The organism is Streptococcus sp., assembly GCF_030528045.1.
Classification (GTDB): Bacteria; Bacillota; Bacilli; order Lactobacillales; family Streptococcaceae; genus Streptococcus.
Genome location: NZ_JAUMZR010000009.1, coordinates 26078 through 48570, shown reverse-complemented (window position 1 = coordinate 48570; position 22493 = coordinate 26078). Strand labels below are relative to the sequence as shown.

Sequence of the window (22493 nt, the reverse complement as noted above, 5' to 3'; positions counted from 1 at the left end):
TAAAAACACCCCAAAAGTTAGATTTTTTCTGTCTAACTTTTGGGGTGCAGTTCAATTTAAAGCTTTTTTCTTTTTTCCACTTTTCTCTAAGTAGTTTTTAATGATTTCCAATTCCTCTGGATTCAAGGGACGGTATTGCCCTTCTGCTAGTTCTGGGTCTAATGTAAAATCGCCGAACTGAACTCGTTTGAGAGAGACCACCTTGACACCAACTGAGAGGAACATTTTTTTAACCTGATGAAATTTTCCTTCTGAGATGGGAATAGAGGAATGGCTCTCTGTTGGGCTTGCGGACAGAATTTCAAGCTGAGCAGGTTTACAAGTGGTCCCATCTAAAAAGACAATCCCATCTTTGAATTTTTGGATATGGTCTGACGTGAGCGGTCCGTTGACTTCTACTTGATAAGATTTATCAACATGGTACTGGGGATGAAGGAGTTGAAAACCAAGAGGTCCATTGTCTGTCAAAAGGAGCAGTCCCGTCGTATCGCGGTCTAGTCTGCCGATAGCGTAGAGCTGGTCAGACTGGATGTCAGGTGGGAGTAGGTTCATGACGGTGGGAAGTTTCTTATCCTTGCTCGCTGTAACGACTCCGTTTGGCTTATGAAGCATGAGGTAGTTGTGCTCGTAGCCTTGGATTTGTCGTCCTTGAAAGACTAATTTCTGCAACCCAGTGTCGACATTTTGAGCCAGGGAGCTGGCTGGACAATCGTCCACTAGGATTTCTTTTTTCAAAAGTGCCCGTTTCATAGCCTTGCGACTGACCTTTTCTTGGGCTAATAATCTATCTAAACGCATACCAGCTTATCTTATCATAAGTCTCTGACTTTGAAAAGAGTTGCCTTGACTAGAAAAGCAGAGTGAAAACATTTACACTTAGCTGAACTGTGATTTTTGAATGAGACTGTGGTATAATTGTTCAGTTAGAAATAAAAATTTAAAATATTAGAGGAAATCATGACAAAATTAAGAGAAGATATCCGTAACATTGCGATTATCGCCCACGTTGACCACGGGAAAACAACCCTCGTTGACGAATTATTGAAACAATCTGAAACTCTTGATGCACGTACAGAGTTAGCAGAGCGCGCTATGGACTCAAACGATATCGAAAAAGAGCGTGGAATTACCATCCTTGCTAAAAATACAGCCGTTGCCTACAACGGAACTCGTATCAATATCATGGACACACCAGGACACGCGGACTTCGGTGGAGAAGTTGAGCGTATTATGAAAATGGTTGACGGTGTTGTCTTGGTCGTAGATGCCTACGAAGGAACCATGCCACAGACTCGTTTCGTACTGAAAAAAGCCTTGGAACAAGACCTTGTCCCAATCGTGGTTGTCAACAAAATCGATAAACCATCAGCTCGTCCATCAGAAGTAGTGGACGAAGTCTTGGAACTCTTCATCGAGCTTGGTGCGGATGATGACCAGCTTGACTTCCCAGTGGTGTATGCTTCAGCTATCAATGGAACATCTTCATTGTCAGATGATCCAGCTGACCAAGAAGCTACGATGGCGCCAATCTTTGACACGATTATCGACCATATCCCTGCTCCAGTAGATAACTCAGATGAGCCTTTGCAGTTTCAAGTGTCACTTTTGGACTACAATGACTTCGTTGGTCGTATCGGTATTGGTCGTGTCTTCCGTGGTACTGTTAAGGTTGGGGACCAAGTTACCCTTTCTAAACTAGATGGTACAACGAAGAACTTCCGTGTTACAAAACTCTTCGGTTTCTTTGGTTTGGAACGTCGTGAAATCCAAGAAGCCAAAGCGGGTGACTTGATTGCCGTTTCCGGTATGGAAGATATCTTTGTTGGTGAGACGATTACACCGACAGATGCAGTTGAGCCTCTTCCAATCCTTCACATCGATGAGCCAACGCTTCAAATGACCTTCTTGGTCAACAACTCACCATTTGCTGGTAAAGAAGGTAAATGGGTGACTTCTCGTAAGGTGGAAGAACGCTTGCAGGCCGAATTGCAAACAGACGTTTCCCTTCGTGTTGACCCAACGGATTCACCAGATAAATGGACTGTTTCAGGTCGTGGAGAATTGCACTTGTCAATCCTGATCGAAACTATGCGTCGTGAAGGCTATGAACTTCAAGTATCTCGTCCAGAAGTTATCGTAAAAGAGATTGATGGTGTTAAATGTGAGCCATTTGAACGTGTTCAAATTGATACTCCAGAAGAATACCAAGGATCTGTTATCCAAAGCCTTTCTGAACGTAAGGGTGAAATGTTGGATATGATTTCAACTGGTAATGGTCAAACTCGTTTGGCCTTCCTAGTTCCAGCGCGTGGATTGATTGGTTACTCAACTGAGTTCTTATCTATGACTCGTGGTTACGGTATCATGAACCATACCTTTGACCAATACTTGCCATTGATTCCAGGAGAAATTGGTGGACGTCACCGTGGTGCCCTCGTTTCCATCGATGCTGGTAAGGCTACAACTTACTCAATCATGTCTATCGAAGAACGTGGTACAATCTTTGTAAACCCAGGTACTGAGGTTTACGAAGGAATGATCATCGGTGAAAACTCTCGTGAAAACGACTTGACAGTTAACATCACTAAGGCCAAACAAATGACCAACGTTCGTTCAGCTACCAAGGACCAAACAGCGGTTATCAAGACACCTCGTATCTTGACTCTTGAAGAGTCGCTTGAGTTCTTGAACGACGATGAGTACATGGAAGTAACGCCTGAGTCTATCCGTTTGCGTAAGCAAATTCTCAACAAGGCAGAGCGTGAGAAAGCCAACAAAAAGAAAAAATCAGCTGAATAAGAGCTAGAAAGAGATAAAGATGGTCTATTTAATCATAGGGATACTCTTATTACTACTCTATGTATTTGCGACACCCCAAAGTATCAAAGGAACAGTCAACATCGTTATCTTGGTCTTTGTAGTTGTTGCACTCTTGATTTTGCTGATGTTGTCCATCTTGCAAATCTTCCAATTACCGACAGAATTCTTTGTCACAATCGCCATGCTGGCTCTAGCCTACTTTAGCTTGAGAGACATTACGCTCATGCCTGTAAAAAAGAGCAGAAGAAGATAAATAAAAAGAGAGCTACGGCTCTCTTTTTCGATGTCAGAATGAGGACTAGAGCATTTTCGTTTAGTATTATTTCCATAAAAATGGTAAAATAGTAGGAGTAGAAATGGAGTTTGAGACATGAAAGTAATCGATCAATTTAAAAATAAGAAAGTTCTTGTTTTAGGTTTGGCTAAGTCTGGTGAGTCTGCGGCCCGTTTGCTAGACAAGCTGGGTGCTATTGTGACAGTAAATGACGGCAAGCCTTTTGAGGAAAATCCTGCTGCGCAAAGCTTGCTAGAAGAGGGAATCAAGGTTGTCACTGGTGGGCATCCTTTGGAACTCTTGGATGAAGATTTCGCTCTGATGGTGAAAAATCCAGGTATCCCGTATAGCAATCCCATGATTGAAAAAGCATTGGCAAAGGGGATTCCAGTCTTGACTGAGGTGGAATTGGCTTATTTGATTTCAGAAGCGCCAATTATCGGTATCACTGGTTCAAATGGGAAAACAACCACAACGACGATGATTGGGGAAGTTTTAACTGCTGCTGGTCAACGCGGTCTCTTGTCAGGGAACATCGGCTATCCTGCTAGTCAAGTGGCTCAAACTGCGACAGCCAAGGACACGCTCGTCATGGAACTTTCTTCTTTCCAACTGATGGGTGTTCAAGAATTCCATCCTGAGATTGCGGTTATTACCAACCTCATGCCAACTCATATTGACTATCATGGTTCTTTTGAGGAGTATGTGGCAGCTAAGTGGAATATCCAGAACAAGATGACAGCGGATGATTTCCTTGTATTGAACTTTAACCAAGACTTGGCAAAAGAATTGGCTACCAAAACACAAGCTACTGTTGTACCATTTTCAACACAGGAAAAGGTTGATGGAGCTTATCTGGAAGATGGTCAACTCTACTTCCGTGGAGAAGTGGTTATGGCAGCTAGTGAAATCGGTGTTCCAGGTAGCCACAATGTAGAAAATGCCCTTGCGACCATTGCTGTTGCCAAGCTTCGTGGTGTAGACAACCAAACCATCAAGGAAACTCTTTCAGCCTTTGGAGGTGTCAAACACCGTCTCCAATTTGTGGATGAAATTCAGGGTGTCAAATTCTATAACGATAGTAAGTCAACCAATATCTTGGCTACTCAAAAAGCCTTGTCAGGATTTGACAATAGTAAGGTTATCTTAATCGCAGGTGGTTTGGACCGCGGTAATGAGTTTGACGAATTGGTGCCAGATATTACTGGACTCAAGAAGATGGTTATCCTCGGTCAGTCTGCAGAACGTGTCAAACGGGCAGCGGATAAGGCTGGTGTGGCTTATGTAGATGCGACAGATATTGCTGATGCGACCCGCAAGGCTTATGAGCTCGCGGCTCAAGGAGATGTGGTTCTCCTCAGTCCTGCCAATGCTAGCTGGGATATGTATGCTAACTTTGAAGTACGTGGAGATCTTTTCATCGACACAGTAGCGGAGTTAAAGGAATAATATGAAAAAAATTGTCTTTACAGGTGGGGGGACGGTTGGACACGTCACCCTTAACCTCTTATTAATGCCTAAGTTTATTGAAGACGGCTGGGAAGTTCACTATATTGGTGATAAACACGGAATCGAACACCAAGAAATCCTCAAGTCAGGCTTGAATGTGACCTTCCATTCCATTGCGACTGGGAAGTTGCGTCGCTATTTCTCTTGGCAAAATATGCTGGACGTGTTTAAAGTTGGTTGGGGAATTGTCCAATCCCTCTTTATCATGTTACGACTGCGTCCACAGGCTCTTTTTTCTAAGGGAGGATTTGTCTCTGTACCGCCGGTTATCGCAGCGCGTGTGTCAGGAGTGCCTGTATTTATTCACGAATCGGACCTGTCTATGGGTTTGGCCAATAAAATTGCCTATAAATTTGCGACCAAGATGTATTCGACATTTGAGCAGGCTGCTGGTCTCGCAAAAGTCGAGCATGTGGGAGCAGTGACAAAGGTTTCAGATCAAAACACTCCTGAACCAGATGAATTGGTGGATATCCAAACCCACTTTGATCCTAAATTGCCAACGGTATTATTTGTTGGTGGTTCTGCAGGAGCTCGTGTATTTAACCAATTGGTGACTGATCATAAGCAAGAACTGACAGAGCGCTACAATATTATCAATCTCACTGGAGATTCAAACCTCAATGAGTTGAGTCAAAATCTCTTTCGTGTTGATTATGTGACAGAACTCTATCAACCCTTGATGGAGATGGCAGATGTGGTGGTGACCCGTGGTGGTGCCAATACGATTTTTGAGCTTTTGGCCATGGCGAAACTCCATCTCATCGTACCATTGGGTCGTGAAGCAAGTCGTGGAGATCAGATTGAAAATGCAGCCTATTTTGTTAAGAAAGGTTATGCAGAAGAACTTCAAGAAAGTGACTTGACCTTGGAAAGCTTGGAGGCGAAACTCAGTCACTTGCTTAGTCACAAGGACCAATACCAAGCTAGCATGAAAGCTTCGACTGAATTGAAATCTCTTGCAGATTTTTACGATCTACTAAGAAAAGACCTAGCATAAGGAATATCAATGTCAAAGGATAAGAAAAAAGAATCAAACCAGAAGCAAGAATTGTCTGAATGGCAGAAACGAAACCAGGAATACCTGAAGAAGAAGGCTGAGGAAGAAGCTGCCCTAGCTGAAGAGAAGGAAAAGGAAAAACAAGCTCGTAAGGAAGCCAACTCGAAACTATTGGAGGAATCCAAGAAATCATCGAGTGAATCAGATGAGGAAGCCTCAAGTCCAAGCAAGGAACCATCCGAAAAAGAAGAAAAATCTCAAAAGGATGACCGGAAAGTCAAAGAGGAAAAAGAGAAGAAGAAAAAAGAAAAACCAGAGAAACCAGAAAAACCTGCCAAGCCTAAAATTGCGCCTGTTCATATTTGGCGAGCTGTGAGTATCTTGGTACCCAGTGTCCTGGTCCTCCTTCTTTCAGTCTATCTATTGACTCCACTTTCGACCATCAAAAATATCGAGGTTAAGGGAAATAGTAACACGCAGGCGGATGACATCAAACAGGCTTCTGGAATTCAAGATAGCGACTATACCTTAGCCCTATTGTTGGATAAGGAAACATACGCTGAGCGAATCAAATCCAATCATTGGATAGAATCAGCGAAGATTAACTATCAATTTCCGACTAACTTTACGATTGAGGTTAAGGAATTTGATATTGTTGGTTATTATGTGTCTGGTGAAGAACATTATCCTATTCTTTCTAGTGGTACAGTAGAGTCAACTCCTGTTGATCACTTAAACTTGCCTGAGACTTATCTGACAGTTACCTTTAACGACGAGCAGCAGGTGAAAGAGCTGATCACAGGATTGTCTACCGTCAGTGAGGATATCAAGAGTCAAATCCAGAAAATCGAATTAGCGCCGAGCAAGGCAACAGCAGATCTTTTAAAAATTACTATGCTGGATACAGATGAGATTTTGGTTCCCCTATCAGAATTGAGCAAAAAATTGCCTTATTACAGCAAAATCAAGCCACAATTGTCAGAACCAAGTATAGTTGATATGGAAGCTGGAGTATACAGCTATACTATAGCGGATAAACTGATAGAAGAGGCTGAGGAAAAAGCCAAACAAGAGGCCAAGGAAGCTGAGAAGAAAAAACAGGAAGAAGAAAAGAAAAAACAAGAAGAACAGGGAAATCAAAGCCAAACGAGCCAGCAATCACAGAGTCGTTAGACTAACTTTTTCTCTTGATTTTAATGGTGTAGAAGTCTAGTTTCGAGTTTTTGCTTGACAAGTCCTAGTATAAATAATAGAATAGAAAAAAACCTTTAAAGCAGTCCAGAGAGGCAGCTAAGGTTAGACGGTGAAAGGGTGGACTCTACCCATTTTTCGTGGAACCTTGCTGTTGGCAGGTTCCTTTTTTCGTGGTTTGTTTTTGACCATCCTCTCTTGCTCGCAAAGGTAAAAGGAGAAAGGTATGCGTAAACATCGTCCAGTTATTGCTCTTGATTTTCCTAGTTTTGAGGCAGTCAAGGAATTTTTATCTCTTTTCCCAGCAGAAGAAAGTCTTTATCTAAAAGTAGGGATGGAGCTTTATTATGCGGAAGGTCCGGAAGTTGTCCGTTATTTGAAATCACTGGGGCATAGTGTCTTTTTGGACCTCAAGCTACATGACATTCCAAATACAGTCAAATCTGCCATGAAGGTCTTATCTCAGCTTGGTGTAGACATGACAAATGTTCATGCTGCTGGTGGTGTGGAGATGATGAAGGCTGCGCGTGAAGGTCTGGGGACACAAGCAAAATTGATCGCTGTGACCCAGCTGACATCAACGTCGGAAAGCCAGATGCAGGATTTTCAAAATATCCAAACCAGCCTGCAAGAGTCTGTGATTCACTATGCCAAGAAGACAGCTGAAGCGGGCTTGGACGGTGTCGTTTGCTCGGCTCAGGAAGTCAAGCTTATCAAAGAAGCAACAAGCAAAGATTTTATCTGTTTGACACCGGGAATTCGTCCAGCGGGAGCTGCGGTTGGAGACCAAAAACGCGTCATGACACCAGCGGATGCTTATCAAATCGGTAGTGATTATATCGTAGTGGGACGTCCCATTACCCAAGCTGATGATCCTGTTGCAGCTTATCATGCTATCAAGGATGAATGGAACCAAGACAGAAATTAAAGAAATAGATTATAAAAACAAAAGGAGAATACTATGACACTTGCTAAAGATATCGCTAGCCACCTCTTGAAAATCCAAGCTGTTTACCTCAAACCAGAAGAACCTTTCACTTGGGCATCAGGTATCAAGTCACCGATTTATACTGACAACCGTGTGACGCTTGCCTATCCAGAAACTCGTAGCTTGATTGAAAATGGTTTTGTGGAAGCTATTAAAGCAGAATTTCCAGAAGTAGAAGTGATTGCAGGAACAGCGACAGCAGGAATTCCACACGGAGCGATCATTGCTGACAAGATGAACTTGCCTTTTGCCTACATCCGCAGCAAACCAAAAGACCACGGAGCTGGTAACCAAATCGAAGGTCGCGTAGCACAAGGTCAAAAGATGGTAGTGGTTGAAGACCTCATTTCAACGGGTGGGTCTGTTCTTGAAGCCGTAGCAGCTGCTAAACGGGAAGGAGCCGATGTCCTTGGTGTCGTAGCGATTTTCAGCTATCAATTGCCGAAAGCAGATAAGAACTTTGCAGACGCTAGTGTAAAATTGGTGACACTTTCTAACTACAGTGAACTGATCCACTTAGCCCAAGAAGAAGGTTACATCACACCAGAAGGCCTCGCTCTCCTAAAACGCTTTAAAGAAGACCAAGAAAATTGGCAAAATGCCTAAAACATAGAAAATCAGGTAGTCACTAGGATTACCTGATTTTTTATTTTTGGAAAGTATTAGTCGACTTTTCCACCTTCAACAACTAGATCATCTGCCTTAGCAGCATCACCGTAGGTTGGATGAAGCGTCTTTTCATAAGCCTTGTGGAAGAAGTTTTCTTTACCAAGTTTTTCGATTTCTTGGTTGATGTAGTCAAGAAGTTCTTGATTACCCTTTTGAACTGCTGGTGCGATGGTATCTGGGTCACCGAGGGAAGAAATTCCTACTTCAAATCCTTTATTTTCGAGAGCCCACGCTAGGACTTCCGTATTGTCAGTAGAGAAGGCATCTCCACGTCCGTCAAGAAGGGCTTGGTAGGCATCGCTATATTGGTCATATTTTTGGAGTTTTACTTCTGGGTGATTTTTCTCAAAATAAGTTTCAGCAGTCGTTCCTTTTGTAACAATCAAGGTTTTGCCTTCTAATTCTTTAACGTCTTTGATGACTTTATCTTTTGGTGACACAACACCGAGTGATACTTTCATGTAAGGAAGGGCAAAGTCAACTTGTTTCTTACGTTCGTCAGTAACTGTAAAGTTGGCAAGGGTGATATCCACCTTGTTTGAAATCAAGTATTCCGCACGGTTGGCAGCATCAACAGAGACGTATTTAACCTTTACACCAAGGTCTTGTGCCAGTTGGTTCCCAAGTTCAATATCGTAACCTTGGTAAGAACCGTCGTTGTCAACATAACCAAATGGTTTTTTGTCTCCAAATACGGCGATTCGAAGCTCACCGCTTTTTTTGGTTTCGTCGATAGTGCGGGCCTTTGCGGTTGTTTTCCCTGATGATGCATCAGAGCTTCCACCTGAGCTACAAGCTGTGACAAAGATAAGCGCAAGGGCTAGGGCAAAAATAGTTAGAATTGGTTTGAGTAGTTTCATAAAAATCTCCTTTATAGATATGAGCTGAACTGGCTAAAGTCAAAGACGTTTAAAAATTCCTGTGCTCGTTTGGTTTGTGGATTGGTGAAGAATTCCTGAGCCGTTCCTTCTTCAGCGATTTTCCCTTGGTCGAGAAAGATAATGCGGTCTGCAATAGCTTGGGCAAACTGCATTTCGTGGGTTACCAGAATCATGGTGCGCCCTTCTTGAGCCAAGTCATTGATGAGTTCCAGAACTTCACGCACCATTTCTGGATCCAGTGAAGCCGTCACTTCGTCAAAGAGGATAATTTCTGGATGCATGAGCAGGGCACGGACAATCGCCACTCGTTGTTTCTGTCCACCAGATAATTGGCGAGCAAAACTGTCTTTTTTATCGAGCAAACCCACACGTCCCAGTAGTTTTAAAGTTTCCTCCGTTACTTCTTTCTTGTCTCGTCCCTGAGCTTTGATAGGGCCTAGGATGAGGTTTTGAAGGACATCTAGGTGAGGAAAGAGTTCATAACTTTGAAAGACCATGCCAATCTTTTGGCGGACCAGTTGAAAGTTTTTCTGATTGCCAACAATAGACTGGCCATCCAGAAGAATATCTCCACCTTGTATGGTTTCTAAGCCATTGAGGCAACGAAGGAGGGTGCTTTTTCCGCAACCAGATGGTCCTAGAATGACCACAACTTCTCCCTTTTTGATATCTAGAGAAAGGCCTTGGAGGATGGGATTGTCTCCAAAGGATTTTTTTAGGTCCTTGATTTCTAAAATAGTTTCAGACATTTAGTTCCTCCAATGTTTTTCTAAGTGAGTGGATAGTTTGGAAATAGGAAAACAGACTGCGAAATACAGGACAAGAATGGTTCCATAAATCCAAAAGGAAGCGGTTGGGATGGTCAAGCGATTGCTATCGATGATTTGTTGTCCAACCTTGGTAACTTCCACAACCCCAATCAAGACAAGTAATGAAGTGGTTTTAATCATCCGAGTAACAAGGTTGATGGCTTGCGGTAGTAGTCTTCTCAAGACCTGTGGAATGATAATGTGATAGTAAAGTTGGGAGTTGGTCAAGCCCAGAGCCTGTCCGCTTTCAAACTGATGTTTAGGGAGGGAAGTGATGGCTCCACGTACCAAGTCCCCCATTTCAGCTGCACCCCAGAGGGTAAAAACAATAATAGCCGAAGTCTCGCCTGAGATGTTGATATTAAAGTTTCGAGCTAAGCCGAAATAAACGATGAAAAGTAGTACCAGCTGGGGCATGATACGTATAAATTCCAGATAAAAACGTGTTAAAAAACGAATAACTCTAGAATGGGAGGTCATGATGATTCCCATGACTGTTCCGAAAATCATTGATAGAAGGACAGAGAGAATGGAAATTCCAATCGTGACACCCAATCCTTGTAAGATTCGCAGGAGATTATTTCCCTGAAAGAGTACTTGCATTCCCGAATCCTGCATGGCGGAGCCTCCTTTCTATCCAGCTAAAGACTAGAGATATGGGTAGAAGCATGATCAGGTAAGCAACTACCAACATGGCTAGTGCAACGTCTGTCTCATAATAGAGTCCAATCAAGTCCTTGGCTACGTACATGAGATCGGCTAAGGCTACTGCAGAGAAAACTGAGGTTTCTTTGATGAGGAAAATGACATTGGCACTAAAGGACGGTAGGGATACCGCAGTCGCTTGCGGAAGAACCACATAGCGAAAGACCTGTATAGGCGTTAGACCGATGGCTAGACCAATCTCGTGCTGGGTTTGACTAACTGCTTCCAGTCCGCTTCTGAAAGATTCAGCCATGTAGGAGACACCTAAAAAGATGAGTCCGACTGTTGCACAGACTTCTGAAGAAAGAACAATCCCTATTCGGGGAAGCCCGAAGTAGAGGAAGAAGAGCTGAATCAAAAGGGGCGTGTTTCGTGACAATTCTATATAAGCTGTTGCTAGCTGTGAAAAGATAGGAACGCGATAATGACGAATGACACTAACAATTAGACCAACAAGAAAAGAACCCAAAATTCCCCAAACTGCGATATGTAGGGTCAGAAAAAATGCCTTTTGGTAGAGTGGTAAATATTGTTCAACAATGGACCAATCCAAAATAGAACCTCCCATCTAGGAATAATATAGCTATTGTAGCACTAAAGGGCATGTTTGGATAATATGAATTTTTTATCACAATGATAGAAAATATTTATCATGCCTGTGCTTTGAAATTTCCAGACAAAATTTTTGAAAGGATTCTGAAAAAGAGATAAGATAGTTTATGTAAAAAAAGTAAACGCTTACTTAATAAGGAGGACACTTTATGTCATATAAAACAAGCAATGCAGAAGGACCTGTAGATTTTATTAACACCTATGATTTGGAGCCAATGGCTCAACAAGTCATTCCTAAAGCTGCTTTTGGTTATATCGCTAGTGGAGCAGAGGATACTTTCACTTTACGCGAGAACATCCGTGCCTTTAACCACAAACTTATTGTTCCTCATACGCTTTGTGATGTTGAAAATCCAAGTACAGAGATTGAATTTGCAGGTGAAAAATTATCTTCACCAATTATTATGGCGCCTGTTGCGGCTCATAAATTGGCAAATGAGCAGGGGGAAGTGGCTACTGCGCGTGGTGTGCATGAATTTGGTTCTCTTTATACAACTAGCTCTTACTCTACCGTTGACCTTCCAGAAATTACGGAAGCTCTTCAAGGGACACCTCATTGGTTCCAATTTTACTTTAGTAAGGATGACGGGATTAACCGCCATATCATGGACCGTGTGAAGGCTGAAGGCTACAAAGCGATTGTCTTGACAGCAGATGCAACTGTAGGGGGGAATCGTGAGGTCGATAAGCGCAATGGTTTTGTCTTCCCAGTTGGCATGCCGATTGTTGAGGAATACCTGCCAGAAGGTGCTGGAAAATCAATGGACTTTGTTTACAAGTCAGCCAAACAACGCTTGTCTCCACGCGATGTAGAATTCATCGCTGCGTATTCAGGACTTCCTGTGTATGTCAAGGGCCCACAATGCCGTGAGGACGTTGAACGCTCTCTTGCCGCAGGTGCTTCTGGTATCTGGGTAACCAACCACGGTGGTCGCCAAATCGACGGTGGACCAGCTGCCTTTGACTCACTTCAAGAAGTTGCTGAAGCAGTTGATAAACGTGTACCAATTGTCTTTGACTCTGGTGTTCGTCGCGGTCAACACGTCTTTAAAGCCTTGGCTTCAGGAGCAGACTTGGTAGCCATTGGTCGCCCTGTTATTTATGGTTTGGCTCTCGGTGGTAGTGTTGGTGTGCGTCAAGTCTTTGAGCACTTGAATGCAGAATTGAAGACAGTCATGCAGTTATCTGGAACTCAGACTATTGAAGATGTCAAACACTTCAAACTCCGTCATAACCCATACAACCCAACCTTCTCAGTCGATCCTCGTGATTTGAAATTGTATTGATAAAGAAGATGGCCTCCACCTGATGTGGAGGTTTTTCTTCGTGTATAGAAAGATTAAATCGTTATCAGAAAATATATAAATATATTTTCCGGTCAAATATCTTGCTAGGGCTTTCAAATTCTGTTATACTGGTCCAGTTATTAAATAATAAAGACATTTGGGGTGCTTTAGGCTGAGATGATACCCATTGAACCTGATACAGTTAAGACTGGCGAAGGGAAATGTGAAAAGGTTTTTTTCGTATGTTGAAGGAAACTGTCTAATCTTGTAAGCTAAACTCTAATTCTCGTTTGTAATTGGAGTTTTTTTGTGGCGTTTTTGTGGGTTCAGGCTATCTGTTTGATATCCTCACCCTGATTTTAGCCCCTCTTGGTTTACAGGCTTTTGCCAATGAAATCCTCTTTGGTCTCTGGTGTATGGCTGCGCCCATTGCGGCTATCTTTGTTCCAAGAGTCGGAAGCGCAACGATTGGAGAAGTACTCGCTGCGCTTGCTGAAGTCCTTTATGGTAGTCAATTCGGTCTAGGTGCTCTTTTGTCTGGTTTGGTTCAAGGTTTGGGAAGTGAATTTGGTTTTCTCGTAACCAAGAATCGTTATGAAAGTTGGCTCTCTCTAACTGCTAATAGTATTGGAATTACCCTTTTTAGCTTTGTCTATGAATACATTAAATTAGGTTACTATGCCTTCTCCCTTCCTTTTGTCTTTTCCTTGCTGGTGGTGCGTTTTATTTCCGTCTTTTTCTTCTGTACCATCTTGGTTCGTGCCATTGTCAAACTCTATCATCAGTTTGCGGCCGGAGGCAAGGCGTAGATGGGGCTGGAACTACGGGGGATTCAGTCACCAATCTTTTCGGAACCGATTGCTTTTACTTTTCACGCGCAAGCTTTTACCTTGTTAGTTGGGAGCAGTGGTTCAGGAAAATCGAGCCTTTTTCAAATCATTGCCCAGGTCACTTCCTTACCTTATAGTGGTCAAGTCCTGATAGATGGAAACCAGGTCAGTCAGCTTTCAATCGTTGAACGTGTTCAGACGGTTGGCATTCTCTTTCAAAATCCCAATCACCAATTTACCATGGAGAACTTGTTTGAGGAGCTGATTTTTACCTTGGAAAATATTGGCCATCCTGTGCGGGAGATTGATGCTAAAATAGCTGAGGTGGTCCGGCAATGTCGCTGCAAGGCGATTTTGTACCGTCCAATTCATCACTTATCAGGTGGGGAGAAGCAAAAGGCTGCACTGGCTGTTCTTTTTGCTATGAACCCTAGAGTCTATCTCTTGGATGAGCCCTTCGCTTCCATTGATCGAAAGAGTAGGCTGGAGATATTGGAGATTCTAAAAGAGTTGGCTCTTGATGGGAAGACAGTCATCCTGTGTGACCATGATTTATCAGACTATGAAGCCTATATCGACCATATGGTGGAGCTAAGAGACGGCCAGTTAAGGGAGGTGTTTCAAATCCCTTGCTCTGAAATGACACAGGTTGCTTCAAAGGAAGTTGTTTCTAGTCCAAAACTATTCCATATGGACCGTGTGACTTGTGAGCTGGGTAATCGTCCCCTCTTTTCGATTGCTGATTTTACATTCTACCAAGGAATTTCCTGTATCTTGGGTGATAATGGTGTTGGGAAATCAACCCTCTTTCGCTCCATTCTTCAATTTCAAAAGTATAAGGGGTGCATTACTTGGAAGGGTTCGGTCCTGAAAAAGAAAAAGAGTGTGTATCGTGACTTGACGGGTGTTGTTCAGGAAGCTGAGAAGCAATTTATCCGAGTCAGTCTGAAAGAGGAACTGCAATTAGATAGTCCAGACTCGGAAAGAAATCAGCGGATTCTCCAAGCTTTACGATATTTTAATCTGGAGCAGGCGCTTGATAAGAGTCCCTATCAATTAAGTGGTGGCCAGCAAAAGATTCTTCAGCTATTGACCATCTTGACCAGCAAGGCGTCTGTGATTTTGCTAGATGAACCATTTGCTGGTTTGGATGATAGAGCTTGCCATTATTTCTGTCAGTGGATTCTGGAGGACAGAAACCAAGGAAGAAGTTTTTTGATCATTAGCCATCGTTTAGATCCCTTAATCTCTGTGGTTGATTATTGGATTGAGATGACTAGTGAGGGGCTCAGTCATCTCCAAGACGTGATCATCAGCAAACCTCTCCCCTCTCTGAACAATGATACTCTAGGGGAGGTGAGGTAGTATGATCAAAGTAGCAACCAAGACACCAGTTATCAGCCTCTTCTTTCTAATTTTATCCTTGGAAACATCTTTCATTCCTTCGATTGCTCTGAATCTTTCTGTAGTCGCATTTTGCATCCTCTTTATGCTCTATTATCGTCGATTTAAAATGTTGGCTTGGATGATTGTGCTCGCCATCTTACCATCTTTGGCCAACTACTGGGCAGTTCAGTCACATGGGGATGCTTCGCAGGCAGTGATACTTGGGACGAGGGCTTTTGTGACGGTTTGTATCGGCCTTGTCTTTGTTTCCAGTATTTCCTTAAAAGAGCTTCTCTTGTACTTGGCTCAAAAGGGGTTATCACGGTCTTGGGCCTATGCCTTGATTGTGGTATTCAATGCCTTTCCCCTCATTCAGCAAGAAATCAAGTCCCTCAAGGAAGCTTGCTTATTGCGTGGTCAAAAATTGAATGTTTGGTCGCCCTTGATTTACAGCAAGGTTCTGATGACGGTCTTTAGATGGCGCCATCTCTACTTGAGAGCTCTGTCTGCACATGGATATGACGAACATGTGCAGTTGGAGAATCGCTATCGGACTTTTTATATTTCTAAAAAAACAAAATTAATCTACCTGCTGTTCTTTTTATTACTTCAAACCAGTTTATTTCTATAAAGGAGTTATTATGGAATTTACAGATATTGCGATGGGATTATCCAAGGAAGCTTGGCAGGATTCCTTTCATCACCCATTTGTATTACAGTTACAAGAGGGGGATTTAGAACCTTCCATCTTTCGCTATTACCTGATTCAGGATGCTTACTATCTGAAGGCTTTCTCAGAAGCCTATCGCCTCTTAGCTGATAAGACTTCAAACGAGGAAATGAAAAGACTCTTGAAACAAAATGCCCAGAGTCTAGTGGAGGGTGAGTTGTTTATCCGCCAACAATTTTTCAAGGAATTAGGAATCAGCGACCAGGAAATGGAGCAACATCCAATCGCTTCAACCTGTTATCATTACATTTCTCATATTTATCGTCAATTTGCAGAGCCAAACTTGGGCATTGCTTTTGCTAGTTTGCTCCCATGTCCTTGGCTATACCATGATTTAGGCAAGGAACTTAATCGCAAACCATCCCCGAATCCTCTTTATCAACAGTGGATTGAAACCTATATTACCGATGAGTTAGAACAGCAGATTAAAGAGGAAGAAGCCCTGGTCAATCAGCTCTATCGCGAAAGCGACGAGACGGACAAACAAAAAATGCTAGAGGCCTTCCACCGAAGTGTCCACATGGAAGCCAAGTTTTGGGAGATGGCTTACCAGCACCAAACATGGACGAGTGATTTGCAGTCCTTAGAAAAAGAAAAGAAATAAAAATGAGAAACCACCAACTACAAGTTCACAAATTAACCATTTTATCCATGATGATTGCCCTTGACGTAGTTCTTACACCCATCTTTCGAATTGAAGGGATGGCACCGATGTCCAGTGTAGTCAACATTCTTGCAGGAATTTTGATGGGGCCTGTTTATGCCTTGGTCATGGCTACAGTCACAGCCTTTATCCGTATGTCTACTCAGGGCATTCCCCCTTTGGCCCTCACGGGAGCTACTTTCGGAGCCCTCCTTGCAGGTCTCTTTTATAAGTACGGCCGGAAATTTCACTATTCTGCTCTAGGAGAGATTTTGGGAACAGGTATTATCGGTTCTATTGTTTCCTATCCTGTTATGGTTCTCTTTACAGGATCTGCGGCCAAGCTTAGCTGGTTTATCTACACTCCTCGATTTTTTGGAGCAACCTTGATCGGTACAGCGATTTCCCTTATTGCCTTTCGATTTTTAATCAAGCAGGAATTCTTTAAAAAAGTACAAGGATATTTCTTTGGAGAAAGGATAGACTGATGCAGGCATTTACAAATCCTTTCCCTCTGGCAACCAGTTCCTTGATTCACTGCATCACCAATGAGATTTCCTGTGAGATGCTGGCTAATGGCATTTTGGCTCTAGGATGCAAACCTGTCATGGCAGATGACCCTCGTGAAGTTCTTGATTTTACTAAACAAAGCCAAGCTCTCTTCATCAATTTGGGACATTTGTCTGCTGAGAAGGAAAAAGCAATCCGTACGGCAGCTTCTTATGTAGCTCAAACTTGTCTCCCAATGGTAGTAGATGCGGTTGGCGTAGCAACATCTCCCATTCGTAAGAATCTAGTTAGAGAACTTTTAGAATACAAGCCCACAGTCCTTAAAGGAAATATGTCGGAAATCCGAAGTCTTGTTGGTTTAAAGCACCACGGAGTTGGAGTTGATGCTAGCCATAAGGATCAAGAAACTGAGGATCTGCTTCAAGCCTTGAAAGACTGGTGTCAGACCTATCCTGGTATGTCGTTCCTAGTCACTGGCCCCAAGGATCTCATCGTTTCGGAAAATCAAGTTGCTGTATTGAGGAATGGCTGTGCAGAATTGGACTGGATAACAGGGACAGGAGACCTGGTTGGAGCCTTGACAACCGTTTTTCTCAGCCAAGGAAAGACTGCCTTTGAAGCTTCCTGCCTAGCAGTTTCTTATCTCAATATCGCTGCTGAGAGAATAATTGTTCAAGGAATGGGATTGGAAGATTTTCGTTACCAAGTTCTCAATCAGCTCTCTCTCCTAAAAAGAGATGAAAACTGGCTAGATGCTATTAAAGGAGACCTTTATGAATAGAGAAACACTCAGACTATATCTGGTAACCAATCGCTACCAAGATTCCTTGGAAAACTTTCTTGAAAAAGTCGAGACGGCCTGCCATTCAGGTGTTACCATCATCCAACTACGAGAAAAAAATCTCACCACCAATCAATACTATCATCTGGCAAAACAAGTCAAGGAAATAACCGACGCCTATCAGGTCCCCTTGATTATCGATGATCGTTTGGATGTCTGTCTTGCAGTAGATGCTGCAGGTCTGCATATTGGCGACGATGAACTACCAGTTTCGGTTGCTCGCCAAGTCTTGGGTCCTGACAAAATCCTCGGTGTCACTGCTAAAACGGTTAAAAGAGCCCTCGAAGCAGAAACATCGGGTGCGGATTACTTGGGAACAGGAGCCATTTTCCCGACTACGACCAAAGAAAATGCACCTATCACCCAGATTTCAACCTTGAAAACCATTTGCCAAACGGTCGCCATTCCAGTAGTTGCTATTGGAGGCTTGACGTCAGAGAACATTGACCAACTTGCTACAACTGGTATAGCTGGTGTAGCTGTAGTCCGTGATTTGATGCAGGCAGAAGATATTGAGGCAAAAGCGCATACCATTTTAACAAAGCTGGATGACATGATTTCCTAATCAAAAACTCTCTAATTCCCTTAAAGTGGGAACTAGAGAGTTTTTTAATCTTTAAAACTTGTATGGTTGACTGGACCAGAACCATGACCGAGTTGAGGAGCGTCTTGGATGGCTTTTGTGATAAAGGCCTTGGCCTTATCTACTGCCTGATAAAGACTTCTGCCCTTGGCAAGTTCAGCCGTAATCACTGCAGCAAAGGTACATCCGGTACCATGGGTATGACAGGTTTGAATTCGTGGCCTTTCCCAAACAAATTGTTCCTCTTTGGTAAAGAGGAAATCCTTGGCACCACCTTCAAGATGACCACCTTTGATAACTAAGGACTGAGGACCAAATTCTTTTAAAATCAGGCGACCAGCACGTTGCATGTCTTCTGGGTCATGAATTGAGAAATCAACAATCTCTTCTGTTTCAGGAAGATTGGGTGTGATAATGGTTGCAAGGGGAAGCAGATTTGTTTTTAGGTAGCTTCTCGCACTAGTATCAATTAGGGTATCCCCGCTTGTTGCGACCATAACAGGGTCAAGCACGTAGGGGCAGTCCAGTTTTTTAAGATAGGGTTGGATGATCTCCATGATTTCAGTAGTTGCCAACATCCCTGTTTTTACAGCCTGAGGCTTGATATCCGAAAAGACACTCTCCAATTGAGCTTCCAGCATTTGGTTGGAGACGTGTTCGATTAATTGAACGCCTCTGGTATTTTGAGCGACAAGGCTGGTCACAACGGCCATTCCATAGACATCTCTAGCTTGGAATGACTTTAAATCAGCCATAATGCCAGCACCGCCACTAGGGTCAGTCCCTGCAATGGATAGAGCAACGGGTAAATAAGTCATCTAAAACCTCCCAACCAACTGAAGTTTGTATTCTTAAGAACAAGCTAGTCTGTTTGAGGAAAGCAATAGAAGACCAGCTAGTCCTCATTATCATTTCCACTTCCATCAGCTAGCATTACCTAGATTGAGTCAAAGGGATCTAACAGTCGTTAATCTCAGCTTTACGCACCCCTAGTGGTTGTTTTCTTTTTTCTTCAGTATAGCATATTTTTATAGTTTATATAGTAAAATTTGACTGCAAATCTCTCGTTACAGGATTAAAATTCTATTTTTCAAAGAAATAAGAACATTTATAATTGACAAATGTAGATTTTGAGAGTATACTTAGAAACATAATTGACAAATGTAGATTTTGGAGGTGTACTGATGCAGATTTCAGATGCAGAATGGCAGGTTATGAAGATTGTTTGGATGCAGGGAGAACAGACCAGTACGGATTTGATCAGGGTTCTGGCGGAGCGGTTTGACTGGTCCAAGTCTACAGTTCAAACCCTTTTGGCTCGTCTGGTTGAGAAAGAGTGCCTGACCAGGAAAAAAGAGGGCAAGTCCTTTGTCTATTCAGCCCTTTTAACTCTGGACCAGAGTCGAGACTTGCTTGTCCAAGATATCAAAGACAAGGTTTGTTCTCGTAGGATTAAGAACTTGTTGGCTGATTTGATTGTCGAATGTGATTTTACTCAGGCTGACCTGGAAGACTTGGAAGCTGTGATTTCTGAGAAAAAAGCTAGCGCAGTTGCTGAAGTAAGATGTAATTGTATGTAAAGGAGACGTCATGTTAAATAGTACTGTAACCATTGTTTGTATTGCCCTTATTGCGTTTATCTTGTTTTGGTTTTTCAAAAAGCCTGAAAAATCTGGACAGAAGGCCCAGCAAAAAAAGAGATACCAAGAGATCCGAGTGGAAGTCATGGGAGGCTATACGCCTGAGTTGATTATCCTCAAGAAATCAGTGCCAGCCCGTATTGTCTTTGACCGTAAGGACCCTTCACCCTGTCTGGATCAGATTGTTTTCCAGACTTTGGTGTGCATGCGGATCTTCCTATGGGTGAAGAGTATGTAGTGGAAATCACGCCTGAGCAGGCTGGAGAATTTGGCTTTGCATGTGGTATGAACATGATGCACGGTAAGATGATTGTAGAGTAGGAGGAAATGATGACAGAAATTGTGAAAGCAAGCCTAGAAAATGGCATTCAAAAAATCCGTATCACAGCTGAAAAAGGCTATCATCCAGCCCATATTCAGCTTCAAAAAGGGATTCCAGCTGAGATTACCTTTCATCGTGCCACCCCTTCAAACTGTTACAAGGAAATTCTTTTTGAAGAAGAAGGAATTCTAGAACCAATCGGTGTAGACGAGGAGAAGACAATTCGTTTTACACCTCAAGAATTAGGTCAACATGAATTTTCATGTGGTATGAAAATGCAAAAGGGAAGCTATACCGTAGTTGAGAAGACGCGAAAATCTTTGTCACTTTTGCAACGTTTTTGGATTACCAGTATCTTTACCCTGCCTCTTGTTATTCTCATGATTGGGATGTTGACAGGGACTATTAGTCACCCAGTCATGCATTGGGGTACCTTTTTAGCTACAACACCTATCGTGCTAGTTGCCGGTGGTCCTTATATTCAGAGTGCTTGGGCCAGCTTTAAAAGGCACAATGCCAACATGGATACCTTAGTGGCACTGGGAACTCTAGTAGCCTATATTTATAGTTTAGTTGCTCTCTTTACTGGGCTTCCTGTCTACTTTGAAAGTGCTGGATTTATCCTCTTCTTTGTTCTTTTGGGAGCCGTTTTTGAGGAAAAAATGCGAAAAAATACTTCCCAAGCTGTGGAGAAATTACTGAATTTACAAGCTAAAACAGCAGAAGTCTTGCGTGATGATAGCTATGTTCAAGTTCCCTTGGACCAAGTCAAGGTAGGCGACTTGATTCGGGTGCATCCCGGTGAAAAGATTGCGGTTGATGGTGTTGTAGTCGAAGGTATGTCCAGTATTGACGAATCCATGGTGACAGGTGAGAGCCTGCCAGTAGACAAAACAGTTGGAGATACTGTCATTGGCTCCACCATCAATAATAGTGGTACCCTTGTTTTTAAAGCAGAAAAAGTTGGTTCAGAGACTGTCTTGGCACAGATTGTGGACTTTGTGAAGAAAGCTCAAACGAGCCGTGCACCGATTCAGGATTTGACGGATAAGATTTCAGGAATTTTTGTCCCTGCAGTTGTCATTTTAGCGATTCTGACTTTTTGGGTTTGGTTTGTTTTGCTTGGGGCTAGCTTTGCGACCTCTCTTCTTTATGGGGTGGCAGTTTTAATTATCGCCTGCCCTTGTGCCCTAGGCCTTGCAACACCGACAGCCCTCATGGTGGGGACAGGACGGAGTGCCAAGATGGGAGTTCTCCTCAAAAATGGAACCGTCTTACAGGAAATCCAGAAAGTCCAAACTCTTGTCTTTGATAAGACAGGAACTTTGACAGAAGGAAAACCAGTTGTTACTAATATCATTGGCGACGAGACAGAAGTGCTCGGCTTAGCTGCCTCTTTGGAAGAGGCCTCTCAACACCCTCTGGCTCAAGCCATTGTCAAGCGGGCGACTGAAGCAGGACTTGAACTTCAACCTGTAGAAAATTTCCAAGCCCTACACGGAAAAGGTGTTTCAGGGCAAATCAATGGGAAACAAGTCTTGCTTGGAAATGCTAAAATGCTAGATGGCATGGATATTTCGAGTGCTTATCAGGAAAAACTTGAAGAATTGGAAAAAGAAGCTAAGACAGTTGTGTACTTGGCTGTTGACAATGAAATCAAAGGCTTGCTTGCCCTACAGGATATCCCCAAGGAAAATGCCAAGCTTGCCATCAGTCAGTTGAAAAAACGTGGTCTCCGAACAGTGATGTTGACAGGAGATAATGCTGGCGTGGCGCGAGCTATTGCAGATCAAATTGGTATCGAAGAGGTCATTGCTGGTGTTTTGCCAGAAGAAAAAGCGCATGAAATCCATCAACTTCAACAGGCTGGTAAAGTAGCCTTTATCGGAGATGGTATCAATGATGCGCCAGCTCTCAGTGTGGCGGATGTCGGGATTGCCATGGGCGCAGGAACCGATATTGCTATTGAGTCGGCAGGGATTGTTCTTACTCACAATGATTTGACAGGAGTGGTTCGCGCCTTTGATATGAGCAAGAAAACCTTCAATCGTATTCTTCTCAACCTCTTCTGGGCCTTTATCTACAATGTCATCGGAATTCCGATTGCTGCAGGAGTCTTTTCAGGAATTGGATTGGCCCTCAATCCAGAACTGGCTGGTCTAGCCATGGCCTTTAGTTCTGTATCTGTTTTGACCAGTTCACTCATGCTAAACTTTAGTAGAATAGACTAAAAGCGGGCTTGCTCGCTTTTTATTATAAAACAG

General features: G+C 42.9%; 23 protein-coding genes, 1 pseudogene and 2 riboswitches. Of the genes and pseudogenes, 18 read left to right on the top strand and 6 right to left on the bottom strand.

The genetic code is table 11. The features are described from left to right. Positions 1-51: 51 nt before the first annotated feature. Entirely contained in the window at positions 52-798 is a 747-nt protein-coding gene (locus Q4A91_RS02940) for a 16S rRNA pseudouridine(516) synthase (protein WP_303205149.1), read from the bottom strand. Positions 799-957: 159 nt separating this feature from the next. Here Q4A91_RS02940 and typA point away from each other — a divergent pair, with 159 nt between their 5' ends. The 7 genes from typA (at position 958) to pyrE (ending at position 8388) form a co-directional block, all read left to right on the top strand. Next, the gene (gene typA, locus Q4A91_RS02935) at positions 958-2799 is read left to right on the top strand and encodes a translational GTPase TypA (protein WP_303205148.1); all 1842 of its coding nucleotides are present in this window, start codon (positions 958-960) and stop codon (positions 2797-2799) included. 19 nt (positions 2800-2818) lie between these two features. After that, positions 2819-3073, top strand: coding sequence for a DUF3165 family protein (locus Q4A91_RS02930; RefSeq protein WP_000262661.1), 255 nt, complete (start codon positions 2819-2821; stop codon positions 3071-3073). 117 nt (positions 3074-3190) lie between these two features. Further along, on the top strand, positions 3191-4543 hold the full coding sequence (gene murD / locus Q4A91_RS02925; protein WP_303205146.1) for a UDP-N-acetylmuramoyl-L-alanine--D-glutamate ligase: 1353 nt from the start codon (positions 3191-3193) through the stop codon (positions 4541-4543). 1 nt (position 4544) lies between these two features. Beyond that, on the top strand, positions 4545-5603 hold the full coding sequence (locus Q4A91_RS02920) for a UDP-N-acetylglucosamine--N-acetylmuramyl-(pentapeptide) pyrophosphoryl-undecaprenol N-acetylglucosamine transferase (protein WP_303205144.1): 1059 nt from the start codon (positions 4545-4547) through the stop codon (positions 5601-5603). A gap of 9 nt (positions 5604-5612) precedes the next feature. Further along, entirely contained in the window at positions 5613-6776 is a 1164-nt protein-coding gene (locus Q4A91_RS02915) for a cell division protein FtsQ/DivIB (protein ID WP_303205142.1), read from the top strand. A 244-nt stretch (positions 6777-7020) separates the two neighbouring features. Then, complete coding sequence (gene pyrF / locus Q4A91_RS02910; protein WP_303205140.1) at positions 7021-7722, top strand: orotidine-5'-phosphate decarboxylase; 702 nt, start codon at positions 7021-7023, stop codon at positions 7720-7722. Positions 7723-7755: 33 nt separating this feature from the next. Further along, positions 7756-8388 (top strand): orotate phosphoribosyltransferase, encoded by a 633-nt coding sequence (gene pyrE, locus Q4A91_RS02905; RefSeq protein ID WP_303205138.1) that lies wholly within the window; start codon positions 7756-7758, stop codon positions 8386-8388. Positions 8389-8444: 56 nt separating this feature from the next. Here the strand turns inward: pyrE and Q4A91_RS02900 are convergent, their stop codons facing one another. Genes Q4A91_RS02900 through Q4A91_RS02885 form a run of 4 tightly spaced genes read right to left on the bottom strand, consistent with a single transcriptional unit; the run spans position 8445 to position 11399 of the window. Beyond that, the gene (locus Q4A91_RS02900; RefSeq protein WP_303205137.1) at positions 8445-9311 is read right to left on the bottom strand and encodes a cysteine ABC transporter substrate-binding protein; all 867 of its coding nucleotides are present in this window, start codon (positions 9309-9311) and stop codon (positions 8445-8447) included. Between the two features lie 11 nt (positions 9312-9322). Then, positions 9323-10081 (bottom strand): amino acid ABC transporter ATP-binding protein, encoded by a 759-nt coding sequence (locus Q4A91_RS02895; RefSeq protein ID WP_303205135.1) that lies wholly within the window; start codon positions 10079-10081, stop codon positions 9323-9325. Next, positions 10082-10759: an amino acid ABC transporter permease gene (locus tag Q4A91_RS02890; protein WP_303205134.1), complete on the bottom strand. Its 678-nt coding sequence runs from the start codon at positions 10757-10759 to the stop codon at positions 10082-10084. After that, on the bottom strand, positions 10719-11399 hold the full coding sequence (locus Q4A91_RS02885) for an amino acid ABC transporter permease (RefSeq protein WP_303205132.1): 681 nt from the start codon (positions 11397-11399) through the stop codon (positions 10719-10721). Before Q4A91_RS02885 ends, Q4A91_RS02890 begins: the two co-directional genes overlap by 41 nt. A 208-nt stretch (positions 11400-11607) precedes the next feature. On the opposite strand from Q4A91_RS02885, the gene lctO reads away from it, so the two are divergent. The 8 genes from lctO (at position 11608) to thiE (ending at position 18249) form a co-directional block, all read left to right on the top strand. Beyond that, complete coding sequence (lctO, locus tag Q4A91_RS02880) at positions 11608-12744, top strand: L-lactate oxidase (protein ID WP_303205130.1); 1137 nt, start codon at positions 11608-11610, stop codon at positions 12742-12744. Between the two features lie 148 nt (positions 12745-12892). Beyond that, positions 12893-12981: riboswitch (TPP riboswitch) on the top strand. Between the two features lie 59 nt (positions 12982-13040). Further along, complete coding sequence (locus tag Q4A91_RS02875; RefSeq protein WP_303205129.1) at positions 13041-13553, top strand: ECF transporter S component; 513 nt, start codon at positions 13041-13043, stop codon at positions 13551-13553. Further along, the gene (locus tag Q4A91_RS02870) at positions 13554-14939 is read left to right on the top strand and encodes an ATP-binding cassette domain-containing protein (RefSeq protein WP_303205127.1); all 1386 of its coding nucleotides are present in this window, start codon (positions 13554-13556) and stop codon (positions 14937-14939) included. It begins immediately after the preceding gene. Position 14940: 1 nt separating this feature from the next. Next, complete coding sequence (locus Q4A91_RS02865) at positions 14941-15591, top strand: energy-coupling factor transporter transmembrane component T (protein WP_303205125.1); 651 nt, start codon at positions 14941-14943, stop codon at positions 15589-15591. 10 nt (positions 15592-15601) lie between these two features. Then, a complete protein-coding gene (tenA, locus tag Q4A91_RS02860) occupies positions 15602-16294 on the top strand; it encodes a thiaminase II (RefSeq protein WP_303205124.1) in 693 nt (230 codons plus the stop codon). A gap of 2 nt (positions 16295-16296) precedes the next feature. Continuing rightward, entirely contained in the window at positions 16297-16821 is a 525-nt protein-coding gene (gene thiW, locus Q4A91_RS02855; RefSeq protein ID WP_084922010.1) for an energy coupling factor transporter S component ThiW, read from the top strand. Then, on the top strand, positions 16821-17624 hold the full coding sequence (locus Q4A91_RS02850) for a hydroxyethylthiazole kinase (protein ID WP_303205123.1): 804 nt from the start codon (positions 16821-16823) through the stop codon (positions 17622-17624). Before thiW ends, Q4A91_RS02850 begins: the two co-directional genes overlap by 1 nt. Continuing rightward, positions 17617-18249 carry a thiamine phosphate synthase gene (gene thiE / locus Q4A91_RS02845; RefSeq protein WP_303205121.1) on the top strand — a complete coding sequence of 211 codons (633 nt, stop codon included), beginning with the start codon at positions 17617-17619 and terminating at the stop codon, positions 18247-18249. The genes Q4A91_RS02850 and thiE overlap by 8 nt, the downstream gene beginning before the upstream one ends. A 44-nt stretch (positions 18250-18293) precedes the next feature. Here the strand turns inward: thiE and thiD are convergent, their stop codons facing one another. Then, positions 18294-19085: a bifunctional hydroxymethylpyrimidine kinase/phosphomethylpyrimidine kinase gene (thiD, locus tag Q4A91_RS02840; RefSeq protein ID WP_303205119.1), complete on the bottom strand. Its 792-nt coding sequence runs from the start codon at positions 19083-19085 to the stop codon at positions 18294-18296. A gap of 84 nt (positions 19086-19169) precedes the next feature. Beyond that, positions 19170-19268: riboswitch (TPP riboswitch) on the bottom strand. A gap of 183 nt (positions 19269-19451) precedes the next feature. Between thiD and Q4A91_RS02835 the strand changes: the two genes are divergently transcribed. The 3 genes and pseudogenes from Q4A91_RS02835 to Q4A91_RS02825 all read left to right on the top strand — a co-directional run bounded on the left by Q4A91_RS02835 (position 19452) and on the right by Q4A91_RS02825 (position 22460). Next, positions 19452-19847 carry a CopY/TcrY family copper transport repressor gene (locus Q4A91_RS02835; RefSeq protein ID WP_303205117.1) on the top strand — a complete coding sequence of 132 codons (396 nt, stop codon included), beginning with the start codon at positions 19452-19454 and terminating at the stop codon, positions 19845-19847. A gap of 10 nt (positions 19848-19857) precedes the next feature. Continuing rightward, a pseudogene (locus Q4A91_RS02830) lies at positions 19858-20228 on the top strand (cupredoxin domain-containing protein). Positions 20229-20237: 9 nt separating this feature from the next. After that, positions 20238-22460, top strand: a complete 2223-nt coding sequence (locus Q4A91_RS02825; RefSeq protein ID WP_303205116.1) for a heavy metal translocating P-type ATPase — start codon at positions 20238-20240, stop codon at positions 22458-22460. The last annotated feature ends 33 nt before the right edge of the window (positions 22461-22493 follow it).

What these genes read in the sequence shown, in the direction of transcription:
- Q4A91_RS02850 (WP_303205123.1), top strand. Translation starts at nt 16,821, where the DNA reads ATGCAGGCATTTACAAATCCTTTCCCTCTGGCAACCAGTTCCTTGATT.
- Q4A91_RS02870 (WP_303205127.1), top strand. Translation starts at nt 13,554, where the DNA reads ATGGGGCTGGAACTACGGGGGATTCAGTCACCAATCTTTTCGGAACCG.
- Q4A91_RS02835 (WP_303205117.1), top strand. Translation starts at nt 19,452, where the DNA reads ATGCAGATTTCAGATGCAGAATGGCAGGTTATGAAGATTGTTTGGATG.
- pyrF (WP_303205140.1), top strand. Translation starts at nt 7,021, where the DNA reads ATGCGTAAACATCGTCCAGTTATTGCTCTTGATTTTCCTAGTTTTGAG.
- Q4A91_RS02865 (WP_303205125.1), top strand. Translation starts at nt 14,941, where the DNA reads ATGATCAAAGTAGCAACCAAGACACCAGTTATCAGCCTCTTCTTTCTA.
- tenA (WP_303205124.1), top strand. Translation starts at nt 15,602, where the DNA reads ATGGAATTTACAGATATTGCGATGGGATTATCCAAGGAAGCTTGGCAG.
- Q4A91_RS02930 (WP_000262661.1), top strand. Translation starts at nt 2,819, where the DNA reads ATGGTCTATTTAATCATAGGGATACTCTTATTACTACTCTATGTATTT.
- Q4A91_RS02940 (WP_303205149.1), bottom strand. Translation starts at nt 798, where the DNA reads ATGCGTTTAGATAGATTATTAGCCCAAGAAAAGGTCAGTCGCAAGGCT.
- Q4A91_RS02895 (WP_303205135.1), bottom strand. Translation starts at nt 10,081, where the DNA reads ATGTCTGAAACTATTTTAGAAATCAAGGACCTAAAAAAATCCTTTGGA.
- Q4A91_RS02890 (WP_303205134.1), bottom strand. Translation starts at nt 10,759, where the DNA reads ATGCAGGATTCGGGAATGCAAGTACTCTTTCAGGGAAATAATCTCCTG.
- murD (WP_303205146.1), top strand. Translation starts at nt 3,191, where the DNA reads ATGAAAGTAATCGATCAATTTAAAAATAAGAAAGTTCTTGTTTTAGGT.
- Q4A91_RS02900 (WP_303205137.1), bottom strand. Translation starts at nt 9,311, where the DNA reads ATGAAACTACTCAAACCAATTCTAACTATTTTTGCCCTAGCCCTTGCG.
- typA (WP_303205148.1), top strand. Translation starts at nt 958, where the DNA reads ATGACAAAATTAAGAGAAGATATCCGTAACATTGCGATTATCGCCCAC.
- Q4A91_RS02920 (WP_303205144.1), top strand. Translation starts at nt 4,545, where the DNA reads ATGAAAAAAATTGTCTTTACAGGTGGGGGGACGGTTGGACACGTCACC.
- thiE (WP_303205121.1), top strand. Translation starts at nt 17,617, where the DNA reads ATGAATAGAGAAACACTCAGACTATATCTGGTAACCAATCGCTACCAA.
- lctO (WP_303205130.1), top strand. Translation starts at nt 11,608, where the DNA reads ATGTCATATAAAACAAGCAATGCAGAAGGACCTGTAGATTTTATTAAC.
- Q4A91_RS02825 (WP_303205116.1), top strand. Translation starts at nt 20,238, where the DNA reads ATGACAGAAATTGTGAAAGCAAGCCTAGAAAATGGCATTCAAAAAATC.
- pyrE (WP_303205138.1), top strand. Translation starts at nt 7,756, where the DNA reads ATGACACTTGCTAAAGATATCGCTAGCCACCTCTTGAAAATCCAAGCT.
- Q4A91_RS02915 (WP_303205142.1), top strand. Translation starts at nt 5,613, where the DNA reads ATGTCAAAGGATAAGAAAAAAGAATCAAACCAGAAGCAAGAATTGTCT.
- thiW (WP_084922010.1), top strand. Translation starts at nt 16,297, where the DNA reads ATGAGAAACCACCAACTACAAGTTCACAAATTAACCATTTTATCCATG.
- thiD (WP_303205119.1), bottom strand. Translation starts at nt 19,085, where the DNA reads ATGACTTATTTACCCGTTGCTCTATCCATTGCAGGGACTGACCCTAGT.